This window comes from Streptacidiphilus sp. PAMC 29251, from assembly GCF_054208735.2.
Map to the genome: position 1 here is coordinate 6010234 of NZ_CM135725.2, position 13698 is coordinate 6023931.

Sequence of the window (13698 nt, forward strand, 5' to 3'; positions counted from 1 at the left end):
GCCCGGGGCCGCGCCAGGGCCGGCCCGCTCTACGCCGAGGGCTCCGGGGCGGTGGTGCCTGCTGCCGCGGTGCCTGCAGCCGCGGGGTCCGGGTCTGCGGGGTCCGGGGCCGTGGCGCCTGGCTCTGCCGAGTCCGAGTCCGAGGCCGCGGCCACGTCCCGGTCCGGGGCCGGGACGGCCTCGCCGTCAGTGAGCAGTTGGCGCAGCAGCCGGACTGCGCCGGGCTTGTCCAGGGGGTCGTTGCCGTTGCCGCACTTGGGGACTGGATACATGACGGGCAGCCGCGTTCGCACTCGCAGGCGCCGATCGCGGCGAGGGTCGCGCCGAGCCACTCCCTGGCCCGCTGGAAGCCTCGTTCGGCGAAGCCCGCCCCGCCGGGGTGGCCGTCGTAGACGAAGACCGTGGGCAGCCCGGTGTCCGGGTGCAGCGGGGTGGAGACGCCGCCGATGTCCCAGCGGTCGCAGGTGGCGAACAGCGGGAGCAGGCCGATGGAGGCATGCTCGGCGGCGTGTGCGGCCCCGGGGAGGTCCTCCGGCAGGACTTCTGCGTCGTCGAGCTGATCGTCCGTCACGCACCACCACACGGCCCTGGTGCGCAGGGTCCGCGGCGGGAGGTCGAGCTTGGTCTCGCCGAGCACCTCGCCGGTGATCAGCCGGCGGCGGAGGAAGGAGACGACCTGGTTGGTGACCTCGACCGAGCCGAAGCAGAGCCGGCCCCGGCCCCAGGCCACCTCCTGATCGGTGCTCAGCACGCTGATCGCGGTGGTGTCCCTGGCGACGGTGCTGTACGACGGGTCGGCCTCGACCACCAGGGCCACCGCCTCGTCCAGGTCGAGCTCCTGGACCAGGTAGGTCCGGCCCTGGTGCAGGTGGACGGCCCCGGTGTGCACGGCGGTGTGGGCGGATCCGGCGTCCACGGTGCCGAGCAGCCGCCCGGTGTCGGCCTCCACCACCCGGACCGGGTTTCCGCCGCCGCCCCTGATGTCGATGGCGTCAACGGCCCGTTCCCGCCGGGTCCAGAAGTAGCTGCCGCCGCGCTTGCGCAGCATCCCGCGCCGCTCCAACTGCGGCAGCAGCAGCGGGGTGGACGGGCCGAACAGCTCCAGATCGGGCTCGGTGAGCGGGAGTTCGGCGGCGGCCGCGCACAGGTGCGGGGCCAGCACATGGGGGTTGTCGGGGTCGAGCACAGTGGATTCGACCGGCTGCCGGAACAGGGATTCGGGGTGGTGCACCAGATACGTGTCCAGCGGGTCGTCCCGGGCGATCAGGACGGCTAGCGCGCCCTGCCCGGCCCGTCCGGCCCGGCCCGCCTGCTGCCACAGCGAGGCGCGGGTGCCGGGGTAGCCGACGATCAGCACCGCGTCCAGCCCGGCCACGTCCACGCCCAGCTCCAGGGCGCTGGTGGCGGCCAGGCCGAGCAGTTGTCCGGAGTGCAGCGCGCGTTCCAGCGCCCGCCGCTCCTCGGGCAGGTAGCCGCCGCGGTAGGCGGCGACCCGGCGGGCGACGGCATGCCCGGCGGCCTCGGCCAGGTGCTCCTGGGCGATCACCGCGATCAGCTCGGCGCCACGCCGGGAGCGGACGAAGGCCACCGTACGGGTGCGGTCCAGCACCAGGTCGGTGAGCAGGTCGGCGGCCTCGGCGGTGGCGGAGCGGCGGACCGGGGCGCCCAGCTCGCCGTGCAGTTCGGTGAGCGGCGGCTCCCAGAGCGCGAAGACGGTCTCGCCGCGCGGCGAGCCGTCGTCGGTGACCTCGGTGACCGGCAGTCCGGTGAGCCGTCCGGCCGACCGGCCCGGATCGGCGGAGGTGGCGGAGGCGAGCAGGAACACCGGCTCGCTGCCGTAGCGGGCGCAGAGCCGGCGCAGTCTGCGCAGCACCTGGGCGACATGGGAGCCGAAGACGCCGCGGTAGGTGTGGCACTCGTCGATCACGACAAAGCGCAGCGCGCGCAGGAAGGAGGCCCAGCGGGCATGGGCGGGCAGGATTCCCCGGTGCAGCATGTCCGGGTTGGTCAGCACCAGCGAGGCGTACTGCCGCACCCACTCGCGCTCCTGGAAGGGCGTGTCTCCGTCGTAGGCGGCGGGGCGGATCCGGTCCAGCGAGCCGTCGCCGGCCGCGCGCAGCTCACCCAGACGGCGCAGCTGGTCGGCGGCGAGTGCCTTGGTCGGCGAGAGGTAGAGGCAGGTCGCGCCCCTCCCATTGGGCGCCTCGGTGCCTTCGAGGAGGGTGCTGAGGACCGGGGCCAGGTAGGCGAGCGACTTGCCCGAGGCGGTCCCTGTGGCGATTACCACATTTTGTCCGGAAAGAGACAGACTCGCCGCCTCTGCCTGATGTGTCCATGGTTGAGCGATTCCGCTCTTCTCCACGGCAGCGATGATTTCCGGCCGAACTCCGGCTGGCCAGTTTGCATACCTGGCGGCACGGGCGGGCAGGTGCTCCGTATGAGTGAGCCGATCTTGCCGTCCTCGGGCTCCCGTGAGCCTGTCGAGAACGGTCGCGGGCGGGTCCGGGCGCGGCTTCATCGGCAGTCAGTCTGTCACCAGACCGGTGGAGATTCGCCGCAAGGCGTCGTGCTGCCCTGGTCGTAAGTGGTTGAATGCCATCGCGGCCTGCAACGGGGTACCTTCCCCGCCAACGGCCAAGAATCGCAACGATGCCGTCACGGCAGTGCGTCCCCCCGTCCGGGTGGGCCGCGGGGCCGTGAGAGCAAGGTGCTGGAGGTTCCGTGGACCTGTCCCTGTCGACCCGTACCGTTGGCGACCGCACGGTCGTCGAGGTGGGGGGCGAGATCGATGTGTACACCGCCCCGAAGCTGCGTGAGCAGCTCGTCGAGCTCGTCAATGAGGGTCACTACCACCTGATCGTGGACATGGAAGGCGTGGACTTCCTGGACTCGACCGGGCTGGGCGTGCTCGTCGGCGGGCTCAAGCGGGTACGCGCCCATGAGGGTTCGCTCCGTCTGGTCTGCAACCAGGAGCGCATCCTCAAGATTTTCCGTATCACCGGGCTCACCAAGGTGTTCCCCATCCACAGTTCTGTGGACGAGGCCGTAGCCGCGACCGACTGAATCAGGTCGACCGCGACTTCCCGAGGTCCCTGACAGGGACCTCGGGCCGGCCCGGAACGGGCCGGAGAGACGAACCTTCGAGGGGGAGCCATGGCCACCGTCGAACTCCGATTCAGCGCGCTCCCGGAGCACGTACGGACCGCACGGCTTGTCGCCGCGGCCGTCGCCCGCCGGGCTGGAGTAGACGAATCCGTCCTCGACGAGGTCCGCCTCGCCGTGGGTGAAGCATGTTCCCGCGCGGTCAGTTTGCACCGCCGCAGCGGAATCGACGACGCGGTGCGGGTCACCCTCGTCGAGCAGGAGAAGCGCTTTTTCATCGAGGTCGGCGACGGAGTCGGCGGACCCGAGATGAACGGCCACACCGCCGAGGGCGAGGGTGACGACGCGGCCGAGGCCGCGATGGGACTCGCCGTGATCAGCGGGCTCGTCGACGACCTGGACATCAGCAGTGACGCGGACGGCGGAGTGGTCCGGATGAGCTGGCCCGTCGCCGTCCACCCGGTTCTCCCCTGACACGGGGCTCTGGACGCTGCTGACGGAACGACAGACAGGCAGCTGGGCAAATGGACAGGTATGACCGGATCCGGTCATACCTGTCCATTGTCGTGCCCCCGCAAACACCTTGAGGATTACTGCGCCAATCCCTGCGCATCCCCTGTTTTGATCAGGCCGTGATTCCTAGAATCGCGGCCTGCCGTGTCAGTTGACGGCCCCCCTCGCCCGCGCAGCCGAGTGGACCGAACCAATTGCACCGCCCGGCGCACGAGCCAGACGTCAAGGAGGACGAATGGCCGGGCTCAACTTCTCCGGAGCTCCAACCAGCGTACGTGTGAGCGCACCACCCCCCGCAGTGTCCGCCGTGCTGACCAGTGAAGGTCGCACCATAGTGATCATCGTCGCCGTGATCGCCCTCGCCGCCCTCGGGGTGGCCTGGCTGCTGGTGCGACAGGTCCTCGCCGCCGACGAGGGCACCGACTCCATGAAGCGCATCGCCACCGCGATCCAGGAGGGCGCCAACGCCTACCTGGCGCGCCAGTTCCGCACCCTCGGGGTGTTCGCCTCGGCGGTGGTCTTCCTGCTGCTGCTCCTGCCCGCCGACAACTGGGACCAGCGGATCGGGCGCTCGGTCTTCTTCGTGGTCGGCGCGGGCTTCTCGGCCCTCACCGGCTACATCGGCATGCGGTTGGCGGTGCGCAGCAACGTCCGGGTGGCGGCCGCCGCCCGCGCGGCCACCCCCGGCCCCGACTCCACCGAGGAGCCGGACATCCGCGCGGTCTCGCACCGCGCCATGCGGATCGCCTTCCGCACCGGCGGCGTGGTCGGGATGATCACGGTGGGCCTCGGCCTGTTCGGGGCCTCGTTGGTGGTCCTGATCTACAAGGAGAACGCCGCCAAGGTGCTGGAGGGCTTCGGCTTCGGCGCCGCCCTGCTGGCGATGTTCATGCGTGTCGGCGGCGGCATCTTCACCAAGGCCGCAGACGTCGGCGCCGACCTGGTCGGCAAGGTCGAGCAGGGCATCCCCGAGGACGACCCGCGGAACGCGGCCACCATCGCCGACAACGTCGGCGACAACGTCGGCGACTGCGCCGGCATGGCCGCTGACCTGTTCGAGTCCTATGCGGTGACCCTGGTCGCCGCCCTGATCCTGGGCAAGGCGGCCTTCGGGGACGACGGCCTCGCCTTCCCGCTGCTGGTCCCGGCCATCGGCGTGATCACCGCGGTGCTCGGGATCTTCGCGGTGTCGCCGCGGACCAACGACCGCAGCGGTATGAGCGCCATCAACCGCGGCTTCTTCATCTCGGCCGCGTTCTCGCTGGTCCTGGTCGTGGTGGCGGTCTTCGCCTTCCTGCCGGCCCACTTCGCCGACCTGCACGGCGTGCCGGCCGAGATCGCCCGGCACAGCGGCAACCCCAGGGTGTTCGCGCTGGCCGCGGTGGCCATCGGGATCGTCCTGGCCGCGGTGATCCAGCAGCTCACCGGCTACTTCACCGAGACCAACCGGCGCCCGGTGATGGACGTCGGCAAGAGCTCGCTGACCGGTCCGGCCACCGTCGTGCTGTCCGGCATCTCGCTGGGCCTGGAGTCGGCCGTCTACTCGGCGGTGGTCATCGGCGCGGCGGTGTACGGGGCGTACCTGCTCGGCGGCGGCTCGCTGATGCTGGCCCTGTTCGCGGTCGCGCTGGCCGGGACCGGCCTGCTGACCACGGTCGGGGTGATCGTCGCCATGGACACCTTCGGCCCGGTCTCCGACAACGCCCAGGGCATCGCCGAGATGTCCGGCGACGTGACCGGCGCCGGCGCCCAGGTGCTGACCGAGCTGGACGCGGTCGGCAACACCACCAAGGCGATCACCAAGGGCATCGCCATCGCCACGGCGGTGCTGGCGGCGACCGCGCTGTTCGGCTCCTACACGGATGCCATTCAGACCGCGGAGGGCCAGGTCGGCCCAGCAGCCCATGGGCTGAGCCTCAGTCTGGACATCTCCCAGCCCAACAACCTGGTCGGGCTGCTGCTGGGCGCGGCGGTGGTGTTCCTGTTCTCCGGTCTCGCCATCAACGCGGTCTCGCGCTCGGCCGGCTCGGTGGTGTTCGAGGTCAGGGAGCAGTTCCGGACCCGGCCCGGGATCATGGAGGGCACCGAACTCCCGGAGTACGGGCGGGTGGTGGACATCTGCACCCGGGACGCCCTGCGCGAGCTGGCCACACCGGGGCTGCTCGCGGTGCTCGCCCCGATCGCGGTCGGCTTCCTGCTCGGTGTCGGCTCGCTCGGCTCCTACCTGGCCGGGGCGATCGGCACCGGCACGCTGATGGCCGTCTTCCTCGCCAACTCGGGCGGGGCCTGGGACAACGCCAAGAAACTGGTCGAGGAGGGCCACCACGGCGGCAAGGGCAGCCCGGCCCATGAGGCGACCATCATCGGCGACACGGTCGGCGACCCGTTCAAGGACACCGCTGGCCCGGCCATCAACCCGCTGCTGAAGGTGATGAACCTGGTCTCGCTGCTGGTGGCTCCCGCCATCGTGAAGTTCAGCTTCGGCGCGGACGAGAACACCGGCCTCCGGGTGGGGGTCGGGGTGCTCTGCATCCTGGTCATCGTCGGCGCGGTGTGGACCTCCAAGCGGCGCGGTATCGCGGTCGGCGCCGAGCCGGCGGCGGGGGCTGGCGACCCAGCGGCAGCCGTCGGCCCGGCGGAGGCCGCCGCCCCAGCAGTGGAGGAAAGCCCGGCAGTCGAGGGAAGCCCGGCGGGGGAGGGGAGCGCAGCGGCGGAGGACGACGAGAGCGAGACGCCCAGTCCGACCAGCGTTCCCTGAGCCACCTGCTGAGGTCGGCTCAGTTCGCCGGCGCCTTGGCCGCGTTCGCGGTCACGGCGTCGGCGATCTGCGGCCACAGCGCCGCCGGCAGGTTGTGCCCCATGCCGGGGAGGATCAGCAGCTCCGCCCCGGGCACGGCCTTGGCGGTGGCCTCGCCGCCGCTGCGGTTGATCAGCGGATCGGCCGCGCCGTGGATCACCAGCGTCGGCGCGGTCACCTCGTGCAGCGCGGGGGTCCGGTCCGGCGAGGCGATTATCGCCGCGAGCTGCCGCGGAAAGCCGTCCGGACGGCTGCTCCGGTCGTGGGCGGCGGCGACCCACTCCCGCAGTGCGGCGGGGTCGTCCGGGTAGCCCGGCGAGCCGAGGACGATCCATCCCTTCACCCCGCTCTCGATCGCGGCCTCCCGGCCCGCCCCGGGCGGATTCAGCAGCACGGCCCCGGCCTCGGGTGTCGCCGCCCCGCTGACGCTGTCGCCGGGCCGGGACATGATCGAGCAGAGGCTGAGCGCCCGGTCCGGGTGGTCGATCACCAGCTGCTGCGCGATCATCCCGCCCATCGAGACCCCGACCACATGCGCCTGCCCGACGCCCAGCGCGTCCAGCACGCTGAGTGCGTCCAGCGCCATGTCGCCGAGCAGGTACGGAGCGCTGGACGGATCCCCTTGCATGATCGCCCGGAGGTCCGGCTGCGGTCCTGCGTCGAGGAAAGTCGACAGGCCGGCGTCCCGGTTGTCGTACCGGACGACGTGGAAGCCCTGCGCGGCGAACAGCTCGCACAGCCCCTCGCGCCAGGAGATCAGCTGCGATCCCAGGCCCATGATCAGGAGCAGGGTGGGGTCGGCGGGGTCGCCGAAGGTGTCGTACTCAAGCTCTACCTGCTGCGAGTTCGGGGCTGTACGGGGCATGGGGGTGGCCTCCTGGACGCTTCGGGCACTCGTACCGACTAGTCGGTACGTTAATGCGTTCGGCGGATCAACAACAGGTCCCGGCGGCCGTCGGTCTGCGCCGTGTAGGTTCCCAGGCCGGGGCCGGCGTATGCCGGGGCCCTTGCGAGGAGAGGATTCCGACCCGTGGTGACGAAGATGTGGCTCAGGCTGGCGGCCCCGGCCGTGCTGGTGGCGCTGGGGGTCACCGCCTGCGGCAGCGGCAACGGGCCTGCCGTCGACGCCTGGGCGAAGTCGGTGTGCCAGGGGATGCAGAGCCCGGTCCAGCAGTCGAACGCCGCGCTCGCCGACACCGGGGCGGTGAAGCCGGGGGAGACGCCCAAGGCCCTGCAGACCCGGCTGGCGGCGGACTTCGGCGCGCTCGCCACCGCGAACACCCAGATCGCCCAGGCGGTGCAGAAGGCCGGGGCGCCCAAGGTCGACAACGGCGCGCAGACCCAGGCGGACGCCCTCTCCGAGCTGGACCAGGCCGCCGGAGGCTTCACCAAGGTGCAGCAGTCGGTGCTGGGTCTCTCGGTCGCCGACCAGGCCACCTTCGCGGCCGGTCTGAAGGGCGTCGGCGACCAGGTGCAGCGGCTCGCCGAGCTGTCGACGAGTGCCCTGCAGAAGCTGCAGACCGGTGACCTGGGAGCAGCCCTGGCCAAGCAGCCGGGCTGCAAGAGCGTGACCGGGACGGCGGCACCAGCGGCGACGACGACCGGGACGACAGCGGCGACGAGCCCGGCGACCGCCACCGCTTCGGCGAAGGCCACCGCGTCCGGGAGCGGGAAGGCCACACCGTCCGCCACGACCAGCGCGCACTGACCCTGGGGAAGCCGCCTGGGAAGCCCCTTGGGGAGACAATGGCGGGGTGACCACCAGCACCGCGCCCGATCCCGCGCCCGCGCCCTTCCGTCCCGCCCTCGACGGTGAACTCGCCGCCCGTCTGCGGGCGGTGTTTCTCGCTGCCGACTTCACCGCTGACGGCTGCCTGGAGCTGCTCGGGGCCACCGCGTACGCCGCGCTCGCCCGCAGCGAGACCGTCCCCGCACTGCGGGTGACCGGGGGCGGGAGCGTACGGGAGACGCTGCTGCGGCTGTTCCTGCTGCAGCAGCCGGTGCCGTACGCGGCGGCGGAGGCCGCGCTGCCGGTGCGGGAGTGCCTGGCGGCCGGCTGGCTCATCCAGGACCAGGACCAGGATCCCGATGGAGGAGGAGGTCAGGTCCGGGCCACCGTGGACGTCCGCCCGTACGCCAATGACATCGCCGGCGACAACGCCGGCCATGCCGCCGCCGCCTCCGATGCCTGGATCGTGTCGGACCTGGGCTGCGCGGTCGGCGGCGCGGGCGGCATCGGCGCCAGCGGTAGCGGCAGCAGCGGCGGGGCCGAGGTGCCGCGCTCGGAGCTGGTGCTCGGGGTCGGCGGCGCGTCCACCACGCTGGCGAACATCACCGTGCGCCGTCCGGTGCGCCGGGTGCTCGATCTGGGCACCGGCTCGGGGGTGCAGGCCCTGCATGCCGCGCGGCACAGCGCGGTGGTGGTCGCCACCGATGTCAACCCGCGGGCCCTGCACTTCACCGCACTGACCATGGCACTGTCGGGTTTCAGCCATGTGCTGACCCGGGCCGGCAGCCTCTTCGAACCGGTGGGCGAGGAGACCTTCGACCTGATCGTGTCCAACCCGCCGTTTGTGATCTCCCCCGGGGGCCGCTTCACCTACCGCGACGGCGGCATGGCCGGGGACGACCTCTGCCGCGGCCTGGTCGCCGGGGCCGGGGCCCGTCTGGAGCCCGGCGGCTACTGCCAGCTGCTCGCGAACTGGCAGCACGTCCGCGGCGAGGACTGGCGCGAGCGGGTCTCCGGCTGGATCGCCGGGACCGGCTGCGACGCCTGGGTGGTGCAGCGCGAGGTGCAGGACGTGACCCAGTACGCGGAGCTGTGGCTGCGCGACGGCGGGGACCACCGCGAGGCCAGGGCGGACTACGACGCCCGCTACGGCGCCTGGCTGGACGCCTTCGAGGCGGCCAAGGTGGAGGGCATCGGCTTCGGCTGGATCACCCTGCGCAAGCCCGCGCCGGGCGTACGCCCCTCGGTGCACCTCGAGGAGTGGCCGCACACGGTCGAGCAGCCGCTCGGCCCGGAGATCGAACGCTGGTTCGCCCGCCAGGACTTCCTGCGCGGCCATGACGACGCCGCCCTGCTGGCCGCCCGCTACCGGCTCGCCGACGAGGTGGTCCAGGAGCAGGTCGGCGCACCCGGCGAGGAGCACCCGGAGCATGTGATCCTGCGTCAGAACCGGGGGATGCGGCGGGCCACCAAGGTGGACACGGTCGGCGCCGGCTTCGTCGGCGTCTGCGACGGCGAGCTCAGCGCCGGGGAGATCCTGGACGCGATCGCCGGGCTGATCGACGAGGACCCGGTGCTGCTGCGTGACCGCACCCCGGAGCAGATCAGGATGCTGGTGGAGCAGGGCTTCCTGGAGCCGCTCGGAGCGGACACAGATTGACCGGATCCGGATACAGCAGCTGGATCCGATCGTCCCTGTTCATCTTCGCTTCCCCGGAGTGACGCCGGGCGTACGCCGGGCGTGCGCCCGGCGTTGCCCGTGCGCTGTCAGTGTGACAGTCGTACGACTCATTCCCGGGGGGTGGCGAAGGCGTGGACGCACCACTGAGCGTGTTCACCGGCGCGTGGTTCACGCTGTTCGGCGCCGGGGTGCTCTGCTGGTGCGCCCTGGAGATCCGGACCCGGCGCGAGCTGCTGCGCAGTGGCGTGTCCTGCCTGGCCAGGGTCCTCCCCGACCCGGCCGGGCAGGCCGTCGACGCGGCGCACCCGGACACCTCGCCGATCCTCGGCTTCCTGGTCGAGGGCCACGGCGAGGTGGTCACCCGTCCGCGCGGCTGGACCTCGGTCCGCCGGACGCCGCTGTTCGCCGTGGACACCCTGGTCCCGGTCGCCTACGACCCGGCCCGTCCGAGCACGGTGGTGGTGGCCGGAGCCGGACAGTTCCGCAGCGACGCCTTCTGGACCCTGCTCGGCCTGGCCTTCGCGGCCTGCGGTGTGCTGCTCCTGCTCGGGTACTTCCACTAGCAGCTGCGGGCCGGGCCCCGGTGTAGCAGAAGGCTCGGTCGTATGCGGCCGGATGGCCGCAGAACACGCCGAAGGTGTCTGGTTGTCCACGAGTCGAGCTGGCTGTAGTCCTATCATCCGGCATGTCCGCTTCAGCCCTCAGTGGTGATCTGTAGGGCGGAAACACCCGCCTTCGGGTTACCGTTCGAGAGTCGTCACCGGTGTCCCGTGGTTCACAAATCGGGATTCGTCCGTTTGACAAGGGGACCTTGATGCGGTCACACTCCGCTCTCAGGGCTTCATTGACTTTGGACCGGCAGCGGCGCCGAGCGGCCCAGTACCCCAATCGACCGGGAGAGAAGAGCGAAGGTGTCCCCGACCAGCGAGACCGCACGCCAAATCCAGCGACTCGTCATCGTTGAGTCGCCGGCCAAGGCGAAGACGATCAAGGGCTACCTCGGCCCCGGATATGTGGTCGAGGCGAGCGTCGGGCATATCCGCGACCTCCCCGGCACCGCCGCCGAGGTGCCGGACGGCTACACCGGTGAGGTGCGTCGGCTCGGCATCGACGTCGAGAACAACTTCGAGCCGATCTATGTCGTCAACGCCGACAAGAAGGCCCAGGTCGCGAAGCTCAAGTCGCTGCTGAAGGACGCCGACGAACTCTTCCTCGCCACCGATGAGGACCGCGAGGGAGAGGCCATCGCCTGGCACCTCCAGGAAGTGCTGCGGCCCAAGGTCCCGGTGCACCGGATGGTCTTCCACGAGATCACCAAGGACGCCATCCAGGCCGCGGTCAACAACCCGCGCGAGCTGAACAAGCGCCTGGTCGACGCCCAGGAGACGCGCCGCATCCTCGACCGCCTGTACGGCTACGAGGTCTCGCCGGTGCTGTGGAAGAAGGTCATGCCGAAGCTCTCGGCGGGCCGGGTGCAGTCCGTGGCGACCCGGCTGGTGGTCGAGCGCGAGCGGGAGCGGATGGCCTTCCGCTCCGCCTCGTACTGGGACCTCACCGCGGTCTTCGCCAGCGGTCGGGGCACAGATGTCGGCGACCCCGGCACCTTCGGCGCGCGGCTGTTCTCCGTGGACGGCCGCCGGGTCGCCTCCGGCCGTGACTTCGACTCGGTCGGACAGCTCAAGGCCGGCTCCGCCCAGGTCCTGCACCTGGACGAGGAGGCCGCCCGCACCCTGGCGGCCGGCCTCGCCGACACCGCCTTCCGGGTCCGCAGCGTCGAGTCGAAGCCGTACCGACGCTCCCCGTACGCCCCGTTCCGGACCACGACCATGCAGCAGGAGGCCGGGCGCAAGCTGGGCTTCGGCGCCAAGCGGGCCATGGACGTGGCGCAGAAGCTGTACGAGAACGGCTTCATCACCTACATGCGTACCGACTCGACCACCCTCTCGGAGACGGCGATCACCGCCGCCCGGGCCCAGGTCGAGCAGCTGTACGGGCGTGAGTACCTGCCGGACGTGCCCCGGGTCTACACCGGCAAGGTCAAGAACGCCCAGGAGGCGCACGAGGCGATCCGCCCCTCCGGCGACCGCTTCCGCACCCCGGCCGAGACCGGGCTGCGCGGCGACGAGTTCCGGCTCTACGAGCTGATCTGGATGCGCACCGTCGCCTCCCAGATGAAGGACGCCGTCGGCCAGTCGGTCACGGTCAAGGTGGCCGGCGCCTCCACCGACGGCCGGGACGCCGAGTTCTCGGCCAGTGGCAAGATCATCACCTTCCACGGCTTCCTCAAGGCCTATGTCGAGGGCCGCGACGACCCCGACGCCGAGCTGGACGACCGCGAGAGCCGGCTGCCCCCGGTCGCGGAGGGGGACACCCTGGGCGCGGAGGAGATCTCCCCCGACGGCCACGCGACCAAGCCCCCGGCCCGCTTCACCGAGGCCTCGCTGATCAAGGACCTGGAGGACCGGGAGATCGGCCGCCCGTCCACCTACGCCGCGATCATCGACACCATCGTCGCCCGTCGCTACGTCTTCAAGAAGGGGACGGCGCTCGTCCCCTCGTTCCTGGCGCTGGCCGTGGTCCGGCTGCTGGAGGAGCACTTCGGCCGCCTGGTCGACTACGACTTCACCGCCAAGATGGAGAACGACCTGGACGGGATCGCCCGCGGCGAGGGCGCCTCGGTGCCCTGGCTGCGCCGGTTCTACTACGGCCAGACCACCGAGGGCGAGCCGGCCACCTCCGCCGCCTCGGCCGCCGACGCCGGCAACGGCGACGGGGACCACCTCGGCGGGCTCAAGGAACTGGTCACCGACCTCGGCGCGATCGACGCCCGCGAGATCAGCTCCTTCCCGATCGGCGACAGCGGCATCGTGCTCCGGGTCGGCCGCTACGGCCCGTACGTGGAGAAGGGCGAGCAGCGCGCCGACGTCCCGGACGAGATGGCCCCGGACGAGCTCACCGCCGAGTTCGCCGAGGAGCTGCTGGCCGCCCCCAGCGGGGTGCGCGAGCTGGGCAAGGACCCGGTCAGCGGCAATGAGATCGTCGCCAAGACCGGTCGTTACGGCCCGTACTTCACCGAGGTGCTGCCCGAGGGCACCCCGAAGACCGGCAAGAACGCGGTGAAGCCGCGGACCCAGTCGCTGCTGTCCACCATGTCGCTGGACGACGTCACCCTGGACGACGCGCTCAAGGTCTTCGGCCTGCCGCGGACCGTCGGGGTGGACCCGGACGGCGTGGAGATCACCGCGCAGAACGGCCGCTACGGCCCGTACCTCACCAAGGGCACCGACTCCCGCTCCCTGGAGAACGAGGAGCAGATGTTCACGGTGACCCTGGAGGAGGCGCTGGCCCTCTACGCGGTGCCCAAGCAGCGCGGACGCGCCGCCGCCAAGCCGCCGCTGCGCGAGCTGGGCGTGGACCCGGTCAGCGAGCGGCCGGTGGTGGTCAAGGACGGCCGCTTCGGCGCCTATGTCACCGACGGTGAGACAAACGCCACACTTCGCCGCGACGACGTGGTGGAGGAGATCACCCCGGAGCGCGGCTACGAGCTGCTGGCGGAGAAGCGGGCCAAGGGGCCGGCGAAGAAGGTCGCCAAGAAGGCGCCCGCGAAGAAGGCCCCGGCGAAGAAGGCCGCCACGGCGAAGGCCACGGCGACCAAGACCGCCGCCGCCAAGAAGACAGCGGCCAAGAAGACCACGACCGCGGCCAAGAAGGCCCCGGCGAAGAAGGTCACCGCCAAGAAGCCCGCCGCGGCCGAGTGAGCCGAATGAGCTGACCCCGCGTGCCCGGCTGAACGCGCACGGGACCGAAGGCGACGCGGAGGGGCAGGAAACACCCCCTCCGCGTCGCTGCGCGGTCACAGATGTGTCAGGGCCTTGT

The 13698-nt window shown here is 71.4% G+C and carries 8 protein-coding genes and 1 pseudogene; 7 read left to right on the top strand and 2 right to left on the bottom strand.

Annotation, left to right across the window (positions count from 1 at the left end):
- Positions 1 to 29: 29 nt before the first annotated feature.
- A pseudogene (locus tag ACXKR8_RS28720) lies at positions 30 to 2518 on the bottom strand (DEAD/DEAH box helicase).
- A gap of 203 nt (positions 2519 to 2721) precedes the next feature.
- Between ACXKR8_RS28720 and bldG the strand changes: the two are divergent.
- The 3 genes from bldG to ACXKR8_RS28735 all read left to right on the top strand — a co-directional run bounded on the left by bldG (position 2722) and on the right by ACXKR8_RS28735 (position 6373).
- On the top strand, positions 2722 to 3063 hold the full coding sequence (gene bldG / locus ACXKR8_RS28725) for an anti-sigma factor antagonist BldG (RefSeq protein ID WP_030253930.1): 342 nt from the start codon (positions 2722 to 2724) through the stop codon (positions 3061 to 3063).
- A gap of 90 nt (positions 3064 to 3153) precedes the next feature.
- Positions 3154 to 3576, top strand: a complete 423-nt coding sequence (locus ACXKR8_RS28730) for an ATP-binding protein (RefSeq protein ID WP_458267475.1) — start codon at positions 3154 to 3156, stop codon at positions 3574 to 3576.
- Positions 3577 to 3850: 274 nt separating this feature from the next.
- Positions 3851 to 6373 (top strand): sodium-translocating pyrophosphatase, encoded by a 2523-nt coding sequence (locus ACXKR8_RS28735; RefSeq protein WP_458267476.1) that lies wholly within the window; start codon positions 3851 to 3853, stop codon positions 6371 to 6373.
- A gap of 19 nt (positions 6374 to 6392) precedes the next feature.
- Here ACXKR8_RS28735 and ACXKR8_RS28740 read toward each other — a convergent pair whose 3' ends face one another.
- A complete protein-coding gene (locus ACXKR8_RS28740) occupies positions 6393 to 7277 on the bottom strand; it encodes an alpha/beta fold hydrolase (protein WP_458267477.1) in 885 nt (294 codons plus the stop codon).
- A gap of 165 nt (positions 7278 to 7442) precedes the next feature.
- Between ACXKR8_RS28740 and ACXKR8_RS28745 the strand changes: the two genes are divergently transcribed.
- From ACXKR8_RS28745 to topA, 4 genes are all read left to right on the top strand, one after another.
- Positions 7443 to 8120 carry a small secreted protein gene (locus ACXKR8_RS28745; RefSeq protein WP_458267478.1) on the top strand — a complete coding sequence of 226 codons (678 nt, stop codon included), beginning with the start codon at positions 7443 to 7445 and terminating at the stop codon, positions 8118 to 8120.
- 46 nt (positions 8121 to 8166) lie between these two features.
- Complete coding sequence (locus tag ACXKR8_RS28750) at positions 8167 to 9801, top strand: DUF7059 domain-containing protein (RefSeq protein ID WP_458267479.1); 1635 nt, start codon at positions 8167 to 8169, stop codon at positions 9799 to 9801.
- 152 nt (positions 9802 to 9953) lie between these two features.
- Complete coding sequence (locus tag ACXKR8_RS28755; protein WP_458267480.1) at positions 9954 to 10385, top strand: hypothetical protein; 432 nt, start codon at positions 9954 to 9956, stop codon at positions 10383 to 10385.
- A gap of 348 nt (positions 10386 to 10733) precedes the next feature.
- Positions 10734 to 13580, top strand: a complete 2847-nt coding sequence (gene topA, locus ACXKR8_RS28760; RefSeq protein WP_458267481.1) for a type I DNA topoisomerase — start codon at positions 10734 to 10736, stop codon at positions 13578 to 13580.
- Positions 13581 to 13698 lie beyond the last annotated feature (118 nt).

Excerpts from the sequence above, each read along its gene's own strand:
- ACXKR8_RS28735 (WP_458267476.1), top strand. The coding sequence starts at position 3,851 with ATGGCCGGGCTCAACTTCTCCGGAGCTCCAACCAGCGTACGTGTGAGC.
- ACXKR8_RS28730 (WP_458267475.1), top strand. The coding sequence starts at position 3,154 with ATGGCCACCGTCGAACTCCGATTCAGCGCGCTCCCGGAGCACGTACGG.
- ACXKR8_RS28740 (WP_458267477.1), bottom strand. The coding sequence starts at position 7,277 with ATGCCCCGTACAGCCCCGAACTCGCAGCAGGTAGAGCTTGAGTACGAC.